This is a genomic window from Salegentibacter sp., from assembly GCF_036568425.1.
GTDB lineage: Bacteria > Bacteroidota > Bacteroidia > Flavobacteriales > Flavobacteriaceae > Salegentibacter.
In genome coordinates, this window is the sequence record NZ_DATCSO010000002.1 from 1 (window position 1) to 20,805 (window position 20,805).

Genomic DNA, 20,805 nt, shown 5'->3' on the forward strand with positions numbered 1-20,805 from the left:
TTTTACTTTGAATTGGTCAGAGGTAGGAATGTTCTTGTCAAATGGCTTTTCATCCTTTATCATTCTCTTCAAAGCTATTTTTCCAAATATCTTCCCCATAAATGCCTGTTTATACCTGTGATTGTCTTTTCCAAGAATCCATCGGTTCCAATAGGTATTATGTTTGAGCATTTGGATTAAGTTCATCTTTCCCCATTCGGCTTTTTTGTCTTCATCGATTTGTTCAATTCTGCTTATTAATTGCTCTCGATTATTTTTGTCAAAAATTGTTTTCATTCGTTTAGTTCCATTTGTACTAAATTATCCAATAAAGCCCTGTTTTAAATTGTAATATGGCAGTATATGTCATTTTTTAGGCTTGTCACCAACGGCTGCGCATTACACAAGTTGGCAGAGTAAGGGACGCTCCCGATAGCTATCGGGATGGCGGCTTAACTATTACCTTTCCTGGTTTCTAAAATTACACCTTTTCGGGAAACCCCCCTATTTGGGACGACCGACTTTGCAGTGGCATAATCAAGCCTGCCTAAGGATGAAAATTATGTCTCAAAATTAGGGTAAAATGCCTGGAAGTTAGCTTGGTTCTTTGATGGACTCAGTCTATTAATCCGTTTCTTCTTTCTTATCTGCAAATATGAAATCTTTTGGAGAGCCTACAATTGATAATGATTTTTTATTAAATATGCTTAATATGATATTTACCTCATTTAGGAACTTATGGATATCGTTCGAAAATTTGTATTCCGGTGTGTTAATCTTAATAACATCTCCTAATAATTCTCTTGCCTCCTCTTTATCGATAACGAAACTGTGGTCTTTATATTCATAAACTAATTTATGTGCTACATCGTTAGCTTCTAAATTTAATTCTTTTCCTGCTAATAATCTTATGGCATATTGTTGTGCAGACTCAGAGACTCTTTCAAAATAACCTAAAATTCTTAAATCTAGTTTTTCTTTCATGAATTCTGAAAACATTGAACTGGACTCAGGATACTTACAAACTATCTTTGCGATACTTTCTAAAGAACTACTTATACCTAGTGCTGGTAAACCAGCAAATTGGGGATCAATTGGACCTAATTCACTCATCGGTCCCATATGAATTTCATTACCACCTAAAGCCAGTAATGTAGCCGCTGATTTTGCTTTTCGAGGAATTGCTACTACAAAATGGGGAGATAATTCTTTACAAGTTTTACTGATCAAATATGCTGGTTCAATTCTTCCTCCATGATTATGAATTACGAGCAGAATTGGTTTTTTATTATCATCTGGAATTGCATTGTAAATTCTATCAACCATCCCTTGTTGAATGCTATCATTTGGTTCATAAAGAAAAAGTATATGATATTTGTCATCCACTTCATTTCTGGACGCAATTTTTAAGATATGACGATATAAAACTGGTTTTAAATTGGTAACATCATCTTCTCTATTAATTATCTTGGCTAAATCAAGAAACTTATCGGGATTTAATTCCTTTTTTTCCTGTTTTTTCTTTTCCTCTTCTGGAGTTGTTTTTTTTTCAACTTTTTCTGGTTGTTCCTTAGTTTGGTTTTCTTTTTTTTGCGACATAAATTATGTTTTAGATTTTGCCCAACGGTTTGCGGTTATCGCAAGTTGCGGGAGTAGGGACGCGGTCTTGTCGGCTAAACCTTTTGTTTCTTGATTTTCTAAATTACACTTTTTCCACAAAACCCGCTATTTGCTATAACCGATGTTGGCATTTCGTTTTAATTTCCCTCAATCTCCTTGATATTTATAACCTCCTTGTTTTTAAATTTAGCTTTCCAATCTGGTTTTGTCAAACTTCCATCTTTTATCCCTTTGATTATTAGTTCTGCCCAAGCATCTTGATAGACATAATCATTGTGTACTTCATCATAATGGCAATAATTGGTATTAGTATCAAATGGATCATCAATATCATTTCCTTTAGCTGCCCTAATTTTTAAACAAGAGTATAGGCAAGTATGATCATAATGAGTAATATTAAATTCAATTTCTGAATTCACCTTTTTTAATACATCACTTGGTTTTCTTTTTCCTGGATTTATCGCTTCTTTTTTTAAGACCTTATCTTTTATAATTGTAGTCACTCTTTCGTAGCTTTCTCTATCTTCTTCTGATAGGGAATTCCAGTTTACAAATTCAATGGCCAAATCACTTCTTGAAGTATTAGCTATTTTCGGTACTTGAATAAGCTTTATACTGTACTCTTGTTTGTTGAATACTTCATCTGATAGCGAAGTTCTATAATTATCAATGAAACTTTTTAGCTCCTTTATTTCTTTTGATAATAGTTTTTTACTTGCTTCAATTTGCGTTTTCTTTCTAATTCTTGAAAATTGAATTGAAAATGATAAGCTTTCATTCAAGGCATAATCTTCTCCAAAAAGTTCTATTAATGTATTTTCATAATTGTATAAAAGTGATTGACATTCTCCAAAAATCATAATTCCAATCTCATCTCTATCTATGTGCCTATGTTCTATTTTATTTCGAAGCTTAATAAAAAATGATAGATTAGATTTAACTCCATTATCTAATATTCCATACTTACTTATACAGGTTTTTAATTCCCAAGATTTTCTTTCACCATCTATCGTTCTAAATCGACCATTTTCATTTTTGTAATAATAACGGTTACCAATAGTATTATTAAAATGAGCGTGAAATAACCTAGTCCAAGCCATTATCATTTGAGTTATAAAACCTTCTACTCTAAATGGTGTTCTGGGTTTGTTATATATTTCTACAGCTAATAGGGCTGCATCTATTGAACTTTCTAATGTTGATTTAGTTCTTCCTTTTCTTAATGCCATTTATGTGATTAAAATGAATGCCAACTTGTTTTACACTTTACTAAGTATTCTTTATTCTATATATTCTACGGGATAAATACTATTTTCCCGGCCTGCACTCCTTACAGCAATTCCAATCTCTTCCTCCGTCAAGCCATAAAGTGCATAGCCCGGCCGGGCGATTTCTGCTGCTATGGCTGAGGGTTTTACTCTAAAAAAAGTTTTATGGAAAGCCTTTTTAGGCTTGAATATAGATAGGTTCCCGGGATTAATTTCTTGTTCCGTCTGCATGCAGAAAATGGGCTTATGCTTATCAAAAACGGCATTGTAGGGAAGGCCGGCTGTTGCAGAATCTCTTTCAAATTGGTCCTGCTTGTTAAATTTTTAACAAGATAGGAATTAGATTTATATTTTGTAGGAATTTCTGAAAGAATCTATCCACAGGATATTAAACATAATTCGGTATGGAAGTCCGGGTAGAATCATAATCTTTTTGGGCTCCCAAAAATTATGATGATTTTTCTCATGGTAATTATTAGCTAAGTAGCGTATTTTTAGGAAAAGGCTAGTTCTGAATTATATATTTCAGGAATTTCCTTCCAACTCAAAAACAAAGAAAATATGTTAGTATTCGCCCTTGAGAATAGCCGGGAATTCGGAGAGAAAATCGCCGGGGAACTGGATATTGCCCTTTCAGATCACGAAGAGCGGGAATTTGAAGATGGGGAGCATAAAAGCAGGCCGCTGGTAAATGTAAGGAATCAGGATGTTTTTATTATTCAATCCTTGCATGGGGGGCGGCAGGGAAGTGTGAATGATATGCTTTGCCGCTTATTGTTTTTTGTAGCTGCGGTGAAAGATGCTTCTGCTAAAAGTATAAGTGTGGTGGTGCCGTATTTATGTTATGCCCGAAAAGACCGTAGGACCAAAGCCCGGGATCCCGTTACAATTCGCTATGTGGCTCAATTATTTGAGGCCGTGGGCATAGATAGGATTGTGAACATAGATGTGCATAATCTTCAGGCTTTTCAGAATGCCTTCCGGTGTATAACCGAGCACCTGGAAGCAAAAAATATTTTTGCGGGCTATTTCCTGGAAAAATTCAGGGATAAAGAAATTGCGGTCATGTCTCCCGATTTTGGAGGCGTGAAAAGAGCAGATGATTTCAGGAAAATTTTAGAAAAGCATTCAGGAAAAAGTCTGCCGCTAATCATCATGGAAAAAATGCGGAGCAAAGGTGTGATAAGCGGGGATGCTATAGTAGGCGATGTTAAAGGTAAAAATGTGATTATAATTGATGACCTTATCGCATCGGGCAGTACTATGCTTAGAGCCGCTAAGGCTTGTCTTAATTTAGGAGCAGATGCCGTGTATGCTGTTGCCACCCATGCCTCCTTTTCCAGTCGGGCCGGTGAAATTTTATCTGATGATGCCATCCGGGAAATTGTTATTTCCGATTCTATTCCCTTAAAATTACCGCATTCTAAGCTGCAACAAAAGATCAAGGTTTTATCGGTGGCTCCCCTCTTTGCAGAAGCCATTAAACGAATCCATGCCGGCGGTTCACTTGTAGACCTTCTAAAAGATGAGTAAAAAGCAAAATACCGGAGCGGGGGATGTGAGTACTTCTAAAAAAGTTGATTTTTTGAAGGATAGGGATAATTATGAAGAAAATACTGAGAATTTTCAAATGAAGGAAACTCACATGTCTTTCCTTTTTCTTACCGCTCAGCATGTTTATAAAATGAAAAAGCCGGTGAAGTATGATTTAGCCGATTTCAGGACTCTGGAAGCCAGACGCTTCAATTGTATGGAGGAGGTGCGCCTCAATAAAAGGCTTGCAGAAGAGGTTTATCTGGAGGTGCTGCCGCTAAGCTTAACGGAAGAAGGAATATTAGACTTAGGGGGAACAGGAAAGGCTGTAGACTGGCTCGTGAAGATGAAGCGCCTGGATGAAACGCAGATGTTGGATTTCGCTTTAAAAAATAATTGCCTGAATGAAAAATATTTACATAAGGCTATCACCAAACTTTCCAGGTTTTATAAAAACAGTCCGCCGGCCGAAGAAAATCCGGAGAAGTACCTCAAAAAGATAAAAGAAAAAATAAAGGTTAATCAGGAGAAGTTGTTAGATCCAGATTTTGATTTGTCTCAGGAACAATTAGAAGATATTTTTTCCAGGCAATATGCTTACCTTAAAAATGAATCTGCCGTTTTTAAAGGTCGGGTGTTGAAAGGGAAAGTTATTGAAGCGCATGGCGATCTTAAACCGGAACATGTATGCTTAAAGGAGGAGCCCTTAATTATAGACTGCCTGGAATTTAATAAGGATCTGAGAATTCTTGACACAGCCGAAGAATTATCTTTTCTGGCTGTGGAATGTGAATTATTAGGAAATGAAAACCTGGGAGATGTGTTTTTTCAGATTTACCGGGAAATAACTGGAGATGAAGTTCAGGAATCCCTCATCCATTTTTATAAAAGTATACAAGCAAGCCAAAGAACGCGGTTTGCGATTTGGCATATCAAAGAAGCGCCTTATAAAAACGATCCAAAATGGAAAAAACGTGCTCAGAAATTTCTTGATCTGGCGCAAAAATATGCTGAAGCTCTTAAGTAGGAACTTCCTGTTCTATGTCCTTGAGGAATAGTGGAGTGGGCTGAATTGATAAAAATCATTTCCTAAAGCAACAGAACTTCCTATCTTGAAATAGGATGTGAGCAAAAAAAATAACTTTTAATTTATAAAATGATGGCCAATACAGAAGTTTTTGAAAGAAATGTAGCGGAATACGAGGCCTGGTTTGACCGATTTCCGGCAATATTTGATTCTGAAATTCTTGCTATTAGAAGGCATTTTCAGGAATTACCGGAAAATATTTTAGGAATCGAAGTAGGAATGGGATCTGGCAGGTATGCCCAGGCCTTAGGAATTAAAGAAGGGGTAGAGCCGGCCACGAGCATGCGCAATCTCGCCTTAGATAAGGCTTTGGAAGTGGTAAAAGCCACGGCTGAACATCTGCCTTACAAAGATTTACATTTTGATTTTGTGTTGTTTGTTACTATTTGTCACCTGGATAGTTTTCCTAAAGCCCTGAAAGAAGCTAACAGGGTTATAAAAAGAGGCGGTCACGTAATTATTGGTTTTATCGATAAGGGAAGTAAGATCGGGATTCAATATGAGGAGAAAAAAGGAAGAAGTACTTTCTATAAAAATGCCCGTTTTTATTTAACATCAGAAGTTGAAGATTTATTAAAAGCCTCCGGATTTAAAAACCCGGTGTTCTCGCAATGCCTTTTTGATGATTTAGAAAACATTCAAAAAACTGAAGAACCTAAAGAAGGAACAGGAGAAGGTTCTTTTGTGGTAGTTAGGGCAACAAAAAAATAAATCCCGGGTTTGTGAATAAACCAAATTTAAAAAACGGGTGAATGGTGGTGGTTTAAGTTTAAACCAATTGCATAGGCCTTGATATTCTTGTCTCTTAAAGGCTTTTCCCGGGCTTACCGGATTGGAATGCTCTAAGTTTTAATTTCTGAGTTTTTATAGGGATGGAAAAAAATTACCCGATCTGGAATAATATCGGGGCCGATAATTATTTAACTTGGAGGACTAAATAATTTCGTTTATAGAGCTCAAAGTTTTCAATTTTAAGCTATAAAACTCAAAACAATCAAATCTTGATGTTTCCCAGAATCCTGAACCCTCAAAATATGCTGTTTCTTCTCAGCATATTATTTCTGTCTACCTCCAGTGCTGCCCGGAATAAATTAAATGATACCATTAATAGCGTAGTGGAAATAAAAGTTATTTCTTATAATATTCATCACGCCAATCCTCCTTCACAACCTGATTCTATAGATATAGATGCGATTGTTCGGGTAATAAAGGATCAGGATGCCGATCTGGTAGCGCTTCAGGAAGTAGATTCCGGCACGGAAAGGTCGGGAGAAGGGAATCAGGCCGCTATGATTGCTGAGAAATTGAATATGTATTTTTATTTTTCGAAGGCACTTAATTTCAACGGAGGAGAATATGGGAATGCAATACTTTCTAAATATCCCATAGAGGAAGCTGAAACTCACCCATTACCGAATGATCCGGAAGCAGATACAGAAGACCGCGTAATGGCTACAGGTAAAATCAGACTACCAGGAGGCAATAAAATTATTTTCGCCAGTACGCATTTAGACTATAAAGCAAACTCCCCGAGTAGAATCCGGCAGCTTAAGAGGATTCTTGAAATTGTGGAAAAAATGAACCTGCCGGTAATCCTTGCAGGAGACTTTAACGATGTCCCGGGCTCTGAAACTATAGATTTGCTCACTTCAGCTTTTAGGTTAAGCTGTAATAACTGTCCGCCAACTATACCCGTAATAGCACCCAGCAGGGCTATCGATTTTATAGCTTATAAGCATCCTCAACAAAAATTCAGCACAAAAGCGCACAAAGTCATTGAGGAGACCTATGCTTCAGATCATCGGCCGGTTTTTGCCCTAATTGAATTACTGAAATAATTTTGAGATAGCTTCTTAGTTTAAGCGCTGCTTCTTTTAGACCTTGGGTAATTAGCATTGAAACCAGCTTTGTGAACAAATCGACACAGGTTTGAGCATTGGTTTTTATTATCTTATTTTTGCCCAAATTCAAAAGACCGCTATGAATACCAGAGAAGAGCAACTTAAAGCATTCGATCGCCTCCTGACTATTATGGATGAACTCCGTGAGCAATGTCCCTGGGACCGGAAGCAGACCATGGAATCCCTTAGACATCTAACTATAGAAGAGACCTACGAGCTGGGAGACGCTATTCTGGATAATGACCTGGACGAGGTTAAAAAGGAGATAGGAGATGTGTTATTACACCTGGTTTTTTATGCGAAAATAGGAAGTGAGAAGAAGGCCTTTGATATCGCCGATGTTGCCAATAGTATTTGCGATAAATTAATTGCCCGGCATCCTCATATTTACGGAGATGTTGAAGTCGCCGACGAAGAAGAGGTGAAGCGAAACTGGGAAAATCTAAAATTGAAAGAAGGTAAAAAAAGCGTCCTGGAAGGGGTGCCGCGTTCGCTTCCGGCATTGGTGAAAGCCAATCGCATTCAGGATAAAGTAGCCGGGGTTGGTTTTGACTGGGAGGAGCCACAACAGGTTTTTGAAAAGTTACAGGAGGAATTGGGAGAACTGCAACACGAAGTCAATGCGCATAATCAGGAAAAAATAGAAGCCGAATTTGGAGATGTGCTCTTTTCTATGATCAATTATGCGAGATTTCTAAAAGTTAATCCTGAAAATGCCCTGGAACGAACCAACAAGAAATTCATACAGCGTTTTCAGTATCTGGAGACTAAGGCAAAAGAACAGAACAAAGCTCTAAAAGACATGACCCTGGCCGAAATGGATGTTTTTTGGAATGAGGCTAAATCCTTGTGATTTAAAGTTCAGGATTCGAGGTTGAAAATTGAAAAATATTTGATAGCCACGAATTCACGAATAGTTTCTTTCCTACCTGTTGAATTTTTAGACTTTTGCTTGAAAGTTATTGAATAACTCCGGATGAGTTCGCGTCTTGATCCATACTCCGGACGTTGACTTCGGGTTTTTTTATGAAGCGATAGCGGATAAAAAAAGTATCGGGAAGTCCTGGCCTAAGTCTAAAAGTAAAGCAGAATCTATTCTATTTACTGAATACGATTAGCTTTGGGGTAATTTCTACCTGCCTGAAACCTAAATTTTCTCGGATCCAGAGCAGACTTCCTTCGGTGTAGAAAAATACGTGCGTAGGGTCGTTCTTATAATACCAGTTTTCAAAATCGATGTCTTCTGAATAAAGAGAAGTTTTGCAATAGAGTTTACCCCCGGGATTTAATTTATCGCAGAGATCCCGGAATTCCCCTGCCGGATCATAGAAATGTTCCATTACTTCACAGCAAATAATAAAATCGTATGTATTCTCCAGGACATCTTTATCCGGAAAGAAATAAGGATCGTAAAGCGCTACTGAAAAACCCTGTTTTTCCAATTCGCTGGTGGCTACCGGTCCCGTGCCACACCCATAATCCAAACCTGAGTTTTCTACAGAAAAATCTTTTATGATCTCAGAAGTTATCGGGCTAACGAATTGCTGATAGCGGGGATCTTCTACATCATTGTTATGGGTTAAATAGCGTTCTTTTTCAGAATTTTGCGTTATGTAAAATTCAGGTAAGAGCTGTATGCCTCCACAATTGGTGCAGGCCACAAATTCCCGGTTTTCACTTTTCTGGAATGCTTTGGTTTTAGCACCGCATAAAGTGCATTTCATTCCGAAGAGATATTAATACAGCGATTTGATCTTTCGCAATTTTTCTTTCCAGACTTCAAGCTGCGCCTTATGGTCGGCGATATTCTTGTGAACTTCCTGTACCAGGGGATTATCCTCATCTACATTCGAGAAGAACTGAAGGTTATTCTCCAACTGGCGAATTTCGCCTTTGGTTTCTTCTATCTTTTTAGTAAGGAAATAATGCTCATTTTGCAACTTCCTGTCATCTTCAGCTTCATTAATGCTCTGGATCTTGTTTTCATACTTCATCATCTCGATCTTGGTCTTGTCCATGTCGATCTTGTTGAAGACCTGGTCCAGGGTTTTATTGAATTTTCCTTCAATAAATCTTTTGTTTTGAGGTACTTTCCCAACTTCTCGCCAGGCAGCGATTAATTCTTTGATCTTTGGAAGATCTTCTTTTTTATCGCCTGTTAATTCGAGGGCTTTTAGCCTATCGAGAATTTCCTTTTTCTTGTCGTAGGCTTCAAATTCTTCCTTGTTCTCTTCATTTCTATTGGCGTGTAACCTATCGAAATAGTGGTTGCAGGCCGCTTTGAATTGCTTCCACACCTTGTCGCTGTCTTTGCGGGGAACATGGCCAATCTTTTTCCAATCGGCCTGGACCTTTTTCATCAAAGGGGTAACGGTCTTGAAATCGTCGCTGTCTTTATTGTCTTCAGCGATTTTGATGAGTTCCTTTTTCTTCTCCAGGTTGTCGTACTGCTGCTTTTTGAGATTCTTATAGAAAGAATTCTTATTGCGGTTAAATTTTCTTACTTCCTGCTTAAACCGGCTCCAGGTTTCTTCATTTTTACTGCGCGGCACTTTTCCGGCTTTGAAGAACTCTTCTCTTAGCGCCTCAATTTCTTTGATCTTTTGTTGCCACTTATTGTGAGTGGTGTAATCCTCCTCGGCAATTAGCCTGATCTTTTCAATGATTTCCTGTTTCTTCTTCCAGTTTTCCTCAAATTCTTCATCGAGTTTGCTGAAGTATTCCTGGCGTTTATCGTGTATCTTTTTGGTGGTAGTGCTAAACCGATCCCAAATCTCCTCTCTAAACTCCTTGCCAACAGGACCGAGTTCCTCTTTCCACATTTTGTGCAGCATCTGTAACTCCCTAAAGGCGCGGTTCACATCTGCCTCCTGTAAAAGTTCTTCAGCACGGTCTATAACCTTGAGCTTCTGCTCGAGATTATGTTTAAAATCCATATCGCGGAATTCCCTGTTCAAATGCAGGAAATCATAGAAATTCTCTACGTGGTGATGGTAGGTGTTCCAAACATTATTGTACTGATCCCTTGGAATAGGTCCCGCGACCTTCCAGCGATCCTGAAGTTCTTTAAAATGCTTGTAGGTGGTGTTTATATTCTCTTCAACATCAATCAGGCCTTTTAATTCCTCGATGATTTCCAGGCGGGTATTAAGGTTTTTATTGAGATCCTGCTTGAGCTGCTGGTAATATTTATTGCGTTTTTCCTTATAATCAAAAATAAGGGAGTTGAAGCGTTTTTTTAGTGGAGTAGAGTAGTGGAAGTCTATTATGTTTCCGCCATCGGCTAGAAAGTCTTCTTTTTTCTCCTCCAGTTCTTCATCGAACTTCGCATTGAATTCAGCACGAATCTCGGCAACGTGCTCTTTTATGGCCTGTATCTTTTCTGTCTTTAAAAGATGCTCCAGCTCGTCTACCAGAGCTTCTTTGCTCATGGCGTGGTAGTCCTTCTGCGCAATATTGTGGCGCTCCCCGGTGCTTTCGTCTTCACTATGCTCTGCTACGGCATCATCTACATCTCCCTGGGCGTCTTTTGGAGTTTTGTCTTCACTTTTTACCTCATCCTCGTCTTTATCTAAAGATTCTTCTGAATCTACTTCTGGTTTATCTGCTGTAGCTTCTTTATCCTTTGCATCTTTAGTTTCTTCTGAATTCTTTTCTGAAGTAGTCTCAGGTTGCGTCCCAGGTTCATCTTCCTTTGAAACTTTCTCAGCTTCTACCATAGATTCTTCCAAACTATCGGCAGTCTCCCTGTCCTTTGAAGATTTTTCTGAAGAAGCTTCTTCTATTATAGCATCTTCCAATTCGCTTTCTTTTTCTTCCGGAATACTTTGTTGAGATCCTTTTTCTTTAGATTTTTTCTCTTCTTCTGGTTCAGAAAATGAATTTTCCTCGTTTACATTTTCCTGGCTTTCTTCCTGCTCCTTATCTTTAGGCTTTTGGAGGTTTTCGTTGGAAAGCTCTTCCTTTTTGTTTTCATTTTCTTCTTGAGACATATCTTTCAATGTTAAGGTTCGTCAATTTTTATTTAGGCTGAAAGATAGTAACTCCCCTAAAATTGGACAAACAATTGGCCCTATTTGTATAGATTAAAAACTAGCAGAATTAGGCTTAGGAATTCCAGATTTTCCAGGCAGCTTCGGCCTGCAGTTCCAGCATTTTTAGGCCATTGGAAACTCTTGCGCCTTGTTTTCTTGCCAGATCCATCAATTTAGTGCTTTCGGGATTATAAATGAGGTCGTAAACCAAATGAGAAGAGTTAATATACTGAAAAGGCAGCGGTGGGTGTTCTTCTACGGCGGGGAAAGTACCTAGTGGAGTGCAATTGATAATAATTGTAAATTCCTTTAAAAGCGCCTTATCTATTACCGCATAGTCAAGCTGGTTATTTCCCGGTTTTCTTGATACGAATCTGAACTCAATCCCAAGGTCCTCCAAAGCATAGGCTACTGCTTTTGAAGCGCCGCCGGTGCCAAGAATAAGAGCCTTTTTATGGGGCTTTTTCAACAATTCCTGAATCGATTGCCTGAAACCAATGAAATCGGTATTATGCCCGGTTAAGCTTTGGTCCTGTTCAATTTTTATGGTGTTTACCGCCCCGATATTTTCGGCATCGGCAGAAAGTCTATCCAAAAATGGAATCACCGCCTGTTTATAAGGAATAGTGACATTTAACCCGGAAATTTCAGGAGTGTTTTGTAGAATTTCAGGAAACTGACTGATGTCTTCCAGGTCGAAGTTTTTATAGGTTGCCGGGATGTTTTCCCTTTTGAACTTAGCTGCAAAATAGGTTCTGGAAAAAGAATAGTCTATGTTTTTTCCAACAAGGCCGTAAGTCTTCATTACACCGATTTAATTTTAGAGTTTCTCTTTTCATACCAGGCCAGTCCCAGTACGAGGAAGGCACCCAGAATAATGAAGAAAATCGCCAGCCAGGTCTCAGAGGAACTGAAGGATGGCAAATAGCGGTCGTAGTTATCCAATACCTTATTACCTGTGCTGTCTATCATAATTCTACCATCGGCGCCAATTTCATAGATCTTTTCCTTCCAGGGCCATACCACTCCCAGGGAACCGGTGATAAAACCTATAATAGTGGCAAAAGTATCTTTTTTATAATGCTTCAGGACGAATCCCAGCAGGTGGGATAAGCTCACAAGTCCCGCCAGGGAACCTAAGGCAAAAACGCCCATCACTTCTAAAAGCCGCATCCTGTCGGCATTATTTAAAAAACTGAAATCCAATAAAAAAAGATCAGCAATGGTATCGTAAAGGGCATTGACAGAATCTACCAGCAACAAGACGTAGTTTCCCAGTAAAATAAGGATGAATGAGCCTGATAGGCCGGGGAGGGTCATTCCTGATACGCCTACCATTCCGCAGAAAAACACAAACCAAAGATTGTCATTTTCCTTAGCCGGTTCCAGGAAACTAATGGCCAGCCCGGCCATAATTCCCATAGCTACAAAAGCCAGGCTGCGCTGGCTCCATTCCTCAAAATCCATACTTATGTAGTAGATGGAACCAATGATCATCCCGAAGAAAGAGGCCCACACAAATAGCTCATATTCCAGCATGAGTAGGTCCAGAAGTTTGGAAACGCTGAAATAACTTATAAGCATCCCTAAGATTAATAACCCCAGAAACTTACCATTTACATATTGATATAAACTTCCAAACCTACCATTTATTAGCAATTTGAAAGCTTTTAAATTTATCTTCTGAAGCGAATAGATAAATTCCTCATAGAACCCGGCCACAAATGCCACCACGCCTCCCGAAATTCCGGGGACTTTGTTGGCGGCACCCATTGCCAAACCTTTAAGTACCAGCAGTACTTTATCGGTAAGGGTTCTAGTTTGTTGCATCTTCCTGTTCAGGGTTTTTACTGGCAAAACGTTCTAAAAGGAAAATTAGCAGGAAGCCTGCCAGCATCAAAACTATGGCATAAAGGGTATTAGGCTCTCCGCTAAAGTTCCAGGGTAATACCGAAGCTTCTTTTAAAACTACCTCTTTCTCGCCGTATAATTCGGTTTCAAGAACTTCTTTCCAGGGCCATATTTTATTGAGTGAGCCGGCGATAAATCCTGTAAGAACACCCAGGGTGATATTGGTATAATGTACAAAAAGCCACTTCAGTAACTTAGAAAAACTTAATAGACCTACTACGGCACCCAATGCAAAAATTCCCAGCGTTTTAAAGTCGAAATCGTGTGCAGCCTCGGTTATGGTTTTGTAGGCACCTAGCAACACCAGGATAAATGCCCCTGAAATTCCCGGTAAGATCATGGCGCAAATCGCGATTGCACCTGCAAAGAAAATAAAAAGATTGCCGGTATTTGCTCCCAGGGGAGGTAGAGAGACTATATAAAAAGCAACAGCAGCTCCAATAATTAGCGAAAGCAGCACTTTAAGATTCCATCTTGGTATCTGGCTTCCTACATACCATACACTAGCGACTACCAGTCCAAAAAAGAAAGACCAGATAAGTATAGGGTGATTTTCCAGGAGATAGTTGGCCAGCCGCATTACGGTAAACAGGCTTATAAGGATACCTGAAAAAAGAGCGATAATAAAAGGACCGTTGAGTTCTTTCCACATCGCTTTAAAGCCATCTGTTCTCCAGGTTTTTAGCAGGGAAGGTTTTATCCCGCTAATGGTGGAGATAAGTTCTTCATAAATTCCTGAGATAAAAGCGATTGTTCCACCCGAGACGCCGGGAACCACATCTGCAGCACCCATAGCTACTCCCTTTAAGCTTATGGTAAGGTAATCATAGAAGCTTCTTTGCATTCCTGAAAATTAAAAATTCCATCCAAAGTTAGTAAAATAACTAAGAGAGCTTTATAAAGGAATTTATAATTTCTTTTACGCTTTTACGCTGAAAGATTTGCGGAAAAATTTCTTCGATGATGATGTAATATTCAGCATCAATTTTAAGACCGTTATTAAGGTGATAATAAGCTTTATCGCCTTCGTTAAGCTTGAAATATAATCCTGCGAGCCTGAATTCCACTTCGGCTGAATCAGGGTGAAATTCCAAAGCCTGATTCAGGTTTTTAACCGCAATTTCGAATTCACCTAAATCGGTAAGAATATCGCAACGTTTTATCCAGGTTTCCAGTTCGTAATTTCCCAGTTCAAGGCTTTTTTTATAGCCAATCTCTGCTTCTTCGTATAATTTCAGCCTGTTATTGATCTTTGCATAACGTTTCCAGTAAAGCACATTATCTTCGTCGATGCTAATGGCTTTATTGATATAGTAAAGCGCTTTCTGAAAGTTTTTATTCCTGATATAGAAATCGGTTATGGCGATCCAGCCCTTATCCAAAAGCGGATCTTCGTGTACGCACTGCTTGTAATGTTTTAAAGCAAGGTCGTCTAAACCGAGTTTCTCAAAGCATTTTCCAATTCGCAAATAAGCAAAAGAAGTAGGATCATCCAACTCCAGGGTTATCTTGTAGTTTTCTATGGCTTCGTTATAACGCCCGAGCTTCTCCAGAACTTTTCCTTTTTCAAGGTAAGCCCCTATAAAAATATCATCGCTTATTATTGCAAAATCAAAAGCCGAAAGTGCTTTCTCGTAATCTTTAAGATCAAAATATTGTTTCCCTATTTGATGCCAGGCTACCTCGCAGTATGGATTTTTATCCAGGTACATATTCAGGTAGTCGATAGCCTCTTCTTTCTGGTCAAGAAAATCGAAGCAATACATAATATTATAAAGTGCAGAATAGTCTTCTTCATCGGCTTCCAGACACTTCATAAAGCTAAACTTAGCCTTTTCGAAATCTTCCAGGAAGAGGTATTCCATCCCGATTAGTGAATATACATCGGCCTCATCCAGGGTGTTTTCCAGGGCCATTTCCAACATTTGTATGGCCTTAAGGTGCTCGTCTCTTTTGGAAAAGATCTGTGCTTTCTGAATATAGATCTCCTCATTAGAAGATTCCAGGTCCTGAAGTTCGCTAAGCAACCCGTCGGCAAGATCCAGTTTATCTTCAAATACCAGAATCTCTACCTTAAAGAGTTTTAGATTGGTAGAACTGGGATGTTGCGCCAGGCCTAACTTAACAGCCTTCTTGGCCAGCGCTATCTTACCGTTTTCCAGGTAGTAATTAATTATGTTCTCAAATTCGTTGGAATCAAAAAACAAAACATCGTTTGTTTTTAGCATAGATTCGAAGCGGGTGAGTGAGAAATTGTTTTCGTCGTTATGACTTAATTGCATAGACAGGGAATTACGGGATTTCTACAGTTCTAAATTTATAAATGTATATGTATGAAATCCCTTAAATTTTATATTGTTGTTAACAAATTAATTAACAGATTGTTTCTTGAGTATCAATGCCTTCCAGTGTGTCAATAATAATGCCACAAGCTTCCAGAATTTCTTCTTCTGATATTGTTAGCGGAGGAGTGATTCTCACTGCTTTTTTTTCAAACAAAAGCCAGAAAAGAATGAGTTGGCGCTCTTTGCATCTTAATATGACTTCATTGGCGATTTCTTCTGAAGGGAGAATAAGTGCAAGCATAAGTCCTTTCCCGCGAATTTCCTTAATTAACGGATGTACCAGCCTTTCCCTGATCAATTTTTCCTTCTGAAGCGCCTCTGCCATAAGGTCAGTTTCGGTAATCTCCTTTAAAGTGGCCAGGGCTGCCGCCGCAATTACGGGATGTCCGCCAAAGGTGGTTATATGTCCCATTTTTGGATTATCGCTTAGGCTATCCATAATTTCTGAAGAAGCCGAAAAAGCTCCAATAGGCATGCCGCCCCCCATACCTTTGCCCATAGCAACAATGTCGGGAACCACTCCGAAATTCTCAAATCCAAAGAGTTTGCCGGTACGTCCAAAGCCCGGCTGGATCTCATCCAGGATCAATAAGCTGCCTGTTGCTTTGCAACGCTGCTTCAGCTTTTTTAAATAATTATCTTTTGGAAGAATAATTCCCGCTCCGCCTTGTATTGTTTCTACGATAACTGCGGCAGTTTTTTCTGTGATCTTCCCGAGATCAGCTTCAGAATTAAAATTTATAAAACCAATATCTCCAAGCAGTGGCCGGAAAGGTTTTTGTCGTTCTTCAAAGTCCATAAGGCTTAAAGAGCCCATAGTGTTTCCATGATAGGCTTGCTTTGCCGCAAGTATCTGAGTGCGGCCGGTAAATCTCCTGGCTAGTTTAAGGGAGCCTTCAATGGCTTCGGTACCCGAATTGGTTAAATAGGTCTTTTCCAGGGGCGAGGGAAAATGTTGAGCCAGTAATTTTGTTAGTTCTACGGCCGGTTTTTGTGCATACTCTCCGTAAACCATCACATGCAAATAATTTTCGGCCTGCTCTTTTATGGCTTGTACAATTCGGGGATGGCAATGACCAAGACTACAGGCAGATACCCCGGCCACAAAATCAAGGTGTCTTAAACCATCGGTAGTATATATGTAGGAGCCTTTAGCGTGAGAGACCTCCAGGGCTAATGGATGTGGCGTGGTTTGCGCCTGGTATTTTAAAAAATCCTCTTTCAATTTTCTTCTCCTCCTTCTTCCTCTTGCCGTTCTTTATCCTGCAATTGTTTTAGCAATTCCTCTTCTTCCTTTTTTATATCAGTATCAGATGGATTATCATTATCCTGTCTGCCGGGAATAGTATCGCCTTTTCTCTCCTGTAATCCCGCAGGCAGTCTCAAGCTATCTTGTGCTGTGGTAGTACTGTCTTTTTGATTTTGAAGATCTTCCGGCCGAAGTCGGGAATTCTCATTTAGCAGCAAATCATCTTCTTCCCGTTCTTCAAAAAACTCTTCGGCTTCCTCAGGCAGTGGGATTCCTTTTATTGGAGTTAATTTGGGAACAGGCTTTCCTTTGAACAGGTCTTCCTTGCTTAACAGGCGTTCTTCACCCCGCCAGTTAAAACCATTCAGTTGCCGTGCATTAAACGGGAAATCCTCCTCGGGAGTCAGTGTACCATCCACGTTCTGATAGTAATAAATGTCGTCTATCTGCCTTTCGTTCATTAGGATCCTGATGGAACTCGAAAGTGTTTTATTTATTCCAATAAGTTCCTGCTCACTGTTCCTGCTGTAATAGAGGGTCTCGGTATTTTTATTGATATCTACCTGGAAAAGTTCATTGTTTTCAAATAATCCAACAAGATCCTGGCCTTTAACCTGGTTGTATCCTTTGATGCTGTCCTTTTGAATGAGGAAAGCATTATTAAAAACCCTTAAAGAATCCAGTTGTTCGGTTTCCACATTGCTCTGCAGATGGATGGTGTCACCGGTCATCTGGCTTTCTCCAGACCATAAAACCGGGCTTCGGCGCACACTGATTGAGGTGACCGGGCCTTGATTAATATTGATGAGTTTTGTTAAGCCTGTGGCCTGGTCGGTATAGATGGAATCGCTTTTCCCACTCATATCGCTCTTGAAAAGCCTTACATCATAATAGCCCCGGATAACACGATGATCTGGTTTTCCCGTGATCATAATAGTATCACTATGAATAAACAGCGAATCATTATCCTGCACCGAGGCGGCAACAGCTCGCTTTGTTATAAATACTGAATCCCTATCCCGATAAACCTCGGCGTAATGGCCGGTTACGAGACTTTTATTAATGGTATCGGTGACTTTGATATTATTTGTGGCTGAGGCGAAATTGGTATTCCGGTTAAAGTATAAACTATCACCTTCTACCCGGCGGTTGTCGTAATCAATCCGGGAATTCTTAACAAAATAACCGGTGTCTCCCCGGGTATCGTAAAATCCGCGTTCGCAGTAAACCGTGCTGGTTTCACTTTCAATTGTTGATGGTCCATAGAGATAAGCATGCCCACTCTCTGAATAAAAATCCAGTTGTTCTGAATTGATGATATATTCGGGGTTGGTTAACACTACCTCTGAAACAAAGGAATACTTATCTTCTTCCAGGAAGTATCTTCCAATATTACTGGTAAGCACACTTGCCGTGTCAGTTACTTTTCCTCCGCTACGGTAATAAGCCTGCTGTTTTTTCCGGTCAAAGAAAAGGCTGTCAGTCTCCAGGGTGGTTTGCGGCCGCTCCATTTTCACTTTTCCGCTGGCAAAGGCAAACTGGGTATTACCGTTATACTCGGCGTAATCGCTTTGCATCTTTACGGTGTCTCCCTGTTGCATTCTTACATTTCCATAGGCTTTGAAAAAGTTATCCTGATCGTAATGAATAGCCTGGTCGCACCAGATCTCAATTCCTTCGTGAATAAAATACACCTGGTTTTCAACTTTCCCTAAAATAATAGCTCCGGGATAACGCTCTTCGTTCTTGAGTGTCCGGTCACTGGTATAATCGATCTTTCGCCCCTCCTGTGCCCGGAGGATTCCTGCGGAAAGAAATGCTATTAAGAAATAAATGAAAAAGTTTCTCAAGCTGAATTTTTTTCAAAAGTAAATAATTTTAAGGGAATAGGCTTTTTAAATAAGGATAGCTGGTTTGTTTTAGAGAACATTTTCTTGTCATTATCATTTTGAACAAAATATACTTTTTTGGCAAAAAAAATAACAATCTTCTAAAATTAAGTATAATTTAAGGTTTAAAAATTATTCTTTAGAAAAGTTTAACGACATATATAAAACCGTTCCATACAGTGACCCGTAAGTTTATTAAATAACTAAAACTTAAATTATGGAAAAACCACGTATTAAGGTAGATGCGGTTACAGCAAAGCCTTCAAAAAACAGTAATTCCCGAAGAAAATTTCTTAAAATGGGCGGACTTGCTATGGCAGGTTCCGGCTTATTACTTTATGGATGTAGTGACGATGACGACATGCCTGATCCTAACCCTCCTGGGGAAGTGTTTGATCTGGGAAGTGGCGATGTGGGAATATTAAATTATGCGTATGCATTAGAACAACTTGAAGCCGCTTTTTATACCAAGGTATTAGACGGTTCTTACTGGGCCGGAGCTAGTGTGGAAGAAAAATTAATTTTAGAAGATTTATATGACCATGAGGTAATTCACCGGGAATTTTTCAAAGCAGCAATTAGCGCAAACGCTGAGGCTAGCCAGGTTTTACCAGAACTGGAATTTGATTTTAGCAGTGTGAATTTTGCAGATAGAGATTCTGTGTTAGGAACTGCAAGAGTCTTAGAAGATACCGGCGTAGCAGCATATAACGGTGCTGGCAGTTTATTGCAAACTCCAGATTTTCTAGTGCTCGCCGGGAAAATTGTTTCGGTAGAAGCAAGGCACGCGGCAGCGATCCGTTCCATTTATTTAGATAATGATACTGCTTTTGCAGGCGATGATATTATTGATAGCAATGGGCTTGATCTTGCTAAAGATCCGCAAACAATTCTTAGCGAAGTTGGAGACACAGGCTTCGTGGTTACCGAATTTACAGCCAATAATTTGCCGCAATAATTAACTAATCAAATTAAAAACAACATTATGGATATTATAAAATTTTTAGATGAATTTACTTCGGAAAGCCTTACCAGAAAAGCTTCTTCCAGGCGGGAAATGCTTGGCAGCTTAGGGAGTTTAGGTAAAAAAGCCGCTATGGTAGCCGTTCCCTTTGGCCTGGCTTCTACATCTGGTAAAGCATTTGCCCAAAACAGTGGTAACGATGCCACTTCTGCACTACAACTAGCCCTTAGCCTGGAATATCTGGAAGCCGAATTTTATATCAAAGCTTTAGATTCTGGTGTATTACCTAGTGGTGGTAGAGCTGAAGCGGTCTATAACCAGATTTCCAAACATGAATCTGCTCATGTTACTTTCTTGCAAACCGGTTTGGGAGATAACTCAATAGAATCACCAGAGTTCGATTTTACCGCGGGAGGAGCATTTGATCCTTTTAATCCGAATAATGATATGGCCTACGCTCAATTACTGGCATTAGCACAGGCATTTGAAGATACCGGTGTGAGAGCTTATAAAGGGCAGGCAGCTAATCTTATGGGAACCGACTTCCTTACTCCAGCTTTGCAAATCCACTCTGTAGAAGCGAGACACGCGTCAGAAATCAGAAGGTTAAGAGCCGATGTTCTCAACGAAAGTACCAATGAAAACGCATTAGGCTGGATAACCTTAGATAATCGTGGTCCTGAAATGCCAGAAGCAACCCAGGCGGTGTATGACGGTGAAGAAAATGTGACCCAGGGGGGAGTTGATCTGGTTAATGCTACGGGATTCAGCGCAGAATCGGTTTCACAATCTTTTGATGAACCAATAAGTGGTGATGTAGCTCAACAAATTGCCGGGTTATTCATCGCTTCGAATGAGGGATAATTAATTCTAAGTTCGTTGTTATGTCTAGTCCTAAATAACCGATACAGATTATTAAAGGATTAAATTTATTAATTAAAGCTGAACAATGTTCCCATTGTTCAGCTTTTTTGATTTATACTGTTTTCTTTTCAAGGTGCTTTGCTTGTGCATTTTATTTGGTG

At 39.4% G+C, this 20,805-nt stretch carries 18 protein-coding genes and 1 pseudogene; 7 read left to right on the forward strand and 12 right to left on the reverse strand.

The window, feature by feature from the left end; all coding sequences use genetic code 11:
* From VIM94_RS00040 to VIM94_RS00055, 4 genes and pseudogenes are all read right to left on the reverse strand, one after another.
* A pseudogene (locus VIM94_RS00040) lies at positions 1-276 on the reverse strand (hypothetical protein); the annotation flags it as partial.
* A gap of 327 nt (positions 277-603) precedes the next feature.
* Entirely contained in the window at positions 604-1,578 is a 975-nt protein-coding gene (locus VIM94_RS00045) for an SDH family Clp fold serine proteinase (protein ID WP_332037242.1), read from the reverse strand.
* A gap of 158 nt (positions 1,579-1,736) precedes the next feature.
* On the reverse strand, positions 1,737-2,828 hold the full coding sequence (locus VIM94_RS00050) for a DUF3644 domain-containing protein (protein WP_332037243.1): 1,092 nt from the start codon (positions 2,826-2,828) through the stop codon (positions 1,737-1,739).
* A gap of 51 nt (positions 2,829-2,879) precedes the next feature.
* A complete protein-coding gene (locus VIM94_RS00055) occupies positions 2,880-3,098 on the reverse strand; it encodes a hypothetical protein (protein ID WP_332037244.1) in 219 nt (72 codons plus the stop codon).
* A 330-nt stretch (positions 3,099-3,428) separates the two neighbouring features.
* On the opposite strand from VIM94_RS00055, the gene VIM94_RS00060 reads away from it, so the two are divergent.
* From VIM94_RS00060 to mazG, 5 genes are all read left to right on the forward strand, one after another.
* Complete coding sequence (locus tag VIM94_RS00060; RefSeq protein ID WP_332037245.1) at positions 3,429-4,400, forward strand: ribose-phosphate pyrophosphokinase; 972 nt, start codon at positions 3,429-3,431, stop codon at positions 4,398-4,400.
* Positions 4,393-5,427 carry a hypothetical protein gene (locus tag VIM94_RS00065; protein ID WP_332037246.1) on the forward strand — a complete coding sequence of 345 codons (1,035 nt, stop codon included), beginning with the start codon at positions 4,393-4,395 and terminating at the stop codon, positions 5,425-5,427. Before VIM94_RS00060 ends, VIM94_RS00065 begins: the two co-directional genes overlap by 8 nt.
* Before the next feature lie 129 nt (positions 5,428-5,556).
* Complete coding sequence (locus VIM94_RS00070; RefSeq protein ID WP_332037247.1) at positions 5,557-6,198, forward strand: class I SAM-dependent methyltransferase; 642 nt, start codon at positions 5,557-5,559, stop codon at positions 6,196-6,198.
* Positions 6,199-6,491: 293 nt separating this feature from the next.
* Complete coding sequence (locus tag VIM94_RS00075; RefSeq protein WP_332037248.1) at positions 6,492-7,325, forward strand: endonuclease/exonuclease/phosphatase family protein; 834 nt, start codon at positions 6,492-6,494, stop codon at positions 7,323-7,325.
* Between the two features lie 142 nt (positions 7,326-7,467).
* The gene (gene mazG, locus VIM94_RS00080; protein ID WP_332037249.1) at positions 7,468-8,241 is read left to right on the forward strand and encodes a nucleoside triphosphate pyrophosphohydrolase; all 774 of its coding nucleotides are present in this window, start codon (positions 7,468-7,470) and stop codon (positions 8,239-8,241) included.
* Positions 8,242-8,485: 244 nt separating this feature from the next.
* Here the strand turns inward: mazG and VIM94_RS00085 are convergent, their stop codons facing one another.
* The 8 genes from VIM94_RS00085 to VIM94_RS00120 all read right to left on the reverse strand — a co-directional run bounded on the left by VIM94_RS00085 (position 8,486) and on the right by VIM94_RS00120 (position 18,777).
* The gene (locus VIM94_RS00085) at positions 8,486-9,112 is read right to left on the reverse strand and encodes a class I SAM-dependent methyltransferase (RefSeq protein WP_332037251.1); all 627 of its coding nucleotides are present in this window, start codon (positions 9,110-9,112) and stop codon (positions 8,486-8,488) included.
* A 12-nt stretch (positions 9,113-9,124) separates the two neighbouring features.
* Complete coding sequence (locus VIM94_RS00090) at positions 9,125-11,380, reverse strand: DUF349 domain-containing protein (protein WP_332037252.1); 2,256 nt, start codon at positions 11,378-11,380, stop codon at positions 9,125-9,127.
* 115 nt (positions 11,381-11,495) lie between these two features.
* Entirely contained in the window at positions 11,496-12,227 is a 732-nt protein-coding gene (gene aroE / locus VIM94_RS00095; protein WP_332037253.1) for a shikimate dehydrogenase, read from the reverse strand.
* The gene (locus VIM94_RS00100) at positions 12,227-13,252 is read right to left on the reverse strand and encodes a DUF368 domain-containing protein (RefSeq protein ID WP_332037254.1); all 1,026 of its coding nucleotides are present in this window, start codon (positions 13,250-13,252) and stop codon (positions 12,227-12,229) included. Before VIM94_RS00100 ends, aroE begins: the two co-directional genes overlap by 1 nt.
* Positions 13,239-14,177, reverse strand: coding sequence for a DUF368 domain-containing protein (locus VIM94_RS00105; RefSeq protein WP_332037255.1), 939 nt, complete (start codon positions 14,175-14,177; stop codon positions 13,239-13,241). The genes VIM94_RS00100 and VIM94_RS00105 overlap by 14 nt, the downstream gene beginning before the upstream one ends.
* A 40-nt stretch (positions 14,178-14,217) precedes the next feature.
* Positions 14,218-15,615 (reverse strand): tetratricopeptide repeat protein, encoded by a 1,398-nt coding sequence (locus tag VIM94_RS00110; RefSeq protein ID WP_332037256.1) that lies wholly within the window; start codon positions 15,613-15,615, stop codon positions 14,218-14,220.
* 91 nt (positions 15,616-15,706) lie between these two features.
* The gene (locus tag VIM94_RS00115; RefSeq protein ID WP_332037257.1) at positions 15,707-16,903 is read right to left on the reverse strand and encodes an aspartate aminotransferase family protein; all 1,197 of its coding nucleotides are present in this window, start codon (positions 16,901-16,903) and stop codon (positions 15,707-15,709) included.
* A complete protein-coding gene (locus tag VIM94_RS00120; RefSeq protein WP_332037258.1) occupies positions 16,900-18,777 on the reverse strand; it encodes an OstA-like protein in 1,878 nt (625 codons plus the stop codon). Before VIM94_RS00120 ends, VIM94_RS00115 begins: the two co-directional genes overlap by 4 nt.
* A gap of 256 nt (positions 18,778-19,033) precedes the next feature.
* Here VIM94_RS00120 and VIM94_RS00125 point away from each other — a divergent pair, with 256 nt between their 5' ends.
* Positions 19,034-19,774 (forward strand): ferritin-like domain-containing protein, encoded by a 741-nt coding sequence (locus VIM94_RS00125; protein ID WP_332037259.1) that lies wholly within the window; start codon positions 19,034-19,036, stop codon positions 19,772-19,774.
* 27 nt (positions 19,775-19,801) lie between these two features.
* Positions 19,802-20,644 carry a ferritin-like domain-containing protein gene (locus VIM94_RS00130; protein ID WP_332037260.1) on the forward strand — a complete coding sequence of 281 codons (843 nt, stop codon included), beginning with the start codon at positions 19,802-19,804 and terminating at the stop codon, positions 20,642-20,644.
* Positions 20,645-20,805 lie beyond the last annotated feature (161 nt).